Origin of the sequence: Gemmobacter sp. (assembly GCF_016792925.1) — a bacterium.
Lineage (GTDB): Bacteria > Pseudomonadota > Alphaproteobacteria > Rhodobacterales > Rhodobacteraceae > Gemmobacter.
Window position 1 is genome coordinate 1 of sequence record NZ_JAEULU010000192.1, and the last position, 1,870, is coordinate 1,870.

Below are 1,870 nucleotides of genomic sequence, written 5' to 3' on the forward strand. Positions count from 1 at the left end.
CACCTCGAAGGCCACGCCATCCTCGCGCAGCACCTCGATGTCCTTCGCCGCCCCTTCCACCTGCTTTTGCGTGCGGAACAGCTGCAAGGTGCCCTGCATCCGCTCGTCATAGGAAATGCCGGTCTCAGCGCGCAACTGCCCCAGACAATCGCGCGAATATTCGGCCAAGCGCACCATGCGCGACTTGTTCACATGATAGGCCCCGGCGGTGCAGTTCATCAGCATCTTCGCCATCCAGGACAGTTTGGCGAGATCGGGGCGCGGCTGGATGACCAGCGGCGCATGCTTCTGGAACATCCATTTCAGCGCCTTGAGCGGAATGCCCGGCGCGGCCCAGGGGGCGGAGTAACCGGGGCTGACCTCGCCAGCATTGGCAAAGCTGGTCTCCAGCGCGGGGGCGGCCTGCCGGTCGATCACCGTCACCTCATGGCCCTGCTGGGTCAGATACCAGGCCGACGTGACACCGATGACACCTGCACCAAGGATGACGATTTTCATGGGCCGCTCCGCCATTTGAAGGAATAGGCAAATGATACGCCTGCGCCATGGGATTTCTTGGCTTTCTGCACCGCAGAGCCGGGGCGTCACGCACAGATTTTGCGCCACATTCCGATTTTTCGGGAAAAATCGGCGCAGGCTTCGCCGTTGGCGCAAACTTATCAGGCTTTTGCCGCGATCCTCGGCGGAATCACCTGCCTATTGAACAGGCGGTCCGCAAAGCGCATTCTGCCGCCAATTGCGAATAGGAGGTTTTCAGATGCCGATCGAGGATTTCATGGGCGGCAATGCCGTGTTGATCGGGATTGCGGTGCTGATCGTGCTGGTGGTCCTGAAGGCCATCAAGATCGTGCCGCAAAGCCAGAAATATGTGATCGAGCGCTTTGGCAAGCTGCGCGAGGTGCTGGGGCCGGGCATCAACCTGATCGTGCCCTTCATCGACAGCGTGGCGCATAAGGTCTCGGTGCTGGAACGCCAGCTGCCCAATGCCAGCCAGGATGCGATCACCGCCGACAACGTGCTGGTGAAGGTGGAAACCTCGGTCTTCTACCGGGTGATCGAGCCGGAAAAGACCGTCTACCGCATCCGCGATGTCGATGGCGCCATCGCCACCACCGTGGCGGGCATCGTGCGCAGCGAGATCGGCAAGATGGAGCTGGATCAGGTGCAGTCGAACCGCGCCGAGCTGATCACCAAGGTGCGCGAACAGGTGGCGGCCATGGTCGATGACTGGGGCATCGAGGTGACGCGGGCCGAGGTGCTGGATGTGAACCTCGACGACGCCACCCGCGCCGCCATGCTGCAACAGCTCAACGCCGAACGGGCGCGGCGCGCGCAGGTGACCGAGGCCGAGGGCCGCAAACGCTCGGTCGAGCTGAACGCCGATGCCGAGCTTTACGCCGCCGAACAACAGGCCAAGGCACGCCGCGTGCTGGCCGATGCCGAGGCCTATGCCACCGGCCAGATGGCCGAGGCGATTCGCCAGAACGGGCTGGAAGCCGCGCAATATCAGGTGGCGCTGAAACAGGTCGAGGCCCTGGCCGAGGTCGCCAAGGGCGGCGGCAAGCAAACCGTGCTGCTGCCCGCCAATGCGCTGGATGCCTTTGCCAATGCGTTCAGCATGTTCAAGGGCAAGTAAGATGGCGTGGTGGATCTGGGTCCTGGGCGGTCTTGCCATCGGTGCGCTGGAACTGCTGGCGCCCGGCTATATCTTCCTCGGCTTTGCCGTCGGCGCCATGGCGGCGGCGGCAACCGGCTGGCTCGGGCTGCTCACCGGCTTCCCGGCGCAACTGGCCCTTGCCGCGGCTGTCTCCCTCGCCGTCTGGGCCGCCATGCGCGCCGCCTTCCCGCTGCAACGCGGCGAGGTGAAGCG

General features: G+C 63.9%; 3 protein-coding genes. 2 read left to right on the top strand and 1 reads right to left on the bottom strand.

Annotated elements, in window-relative coordinates; translation table 11 throughout:
• On the bottom strand, positions 1–513 hold a 513-nt coding region (locus JNN06_RS08870; protein ID WP_366812669.1), incomplete at its 3' end, for an FAD-dependent oxidoreductase.
• A gap of 244 nt (positions 514–757) precedes the next feature.
• Between JNN06_RS08870 and JNN06_RS08875 the strand changes: the two genes are divergently transcribed.
• The gene (locus JNN06_RS08875; protein ID WP_291239228.1) at positions 758–1,636 is read left to right on the top strand and encodes an SPFH domain-containing protein; all 879 of its coding nucleotides are present in this window, start codon (positions 758–760) and stop codon (positions 1,634–1,636) included.
• Between the two features lies 1 nt (position 1,637).
• On the top strand, positions 1,638–1,870 hold a 233-nt coding region (locus JNN06_RS08880; protein WP_291239229.1), incomplete at its 3' end, for a hypothetical protein.

What these genes read in the sequence shown, in the direction of transcription:
- JNN06_RS08875 (WP_291239228.1), top strand. Translation starts at nt 758, where the DNA reads ATGCCGATCGAGGATTTCATGGGCGGCAATGCCGTGTTGATCGGGATT.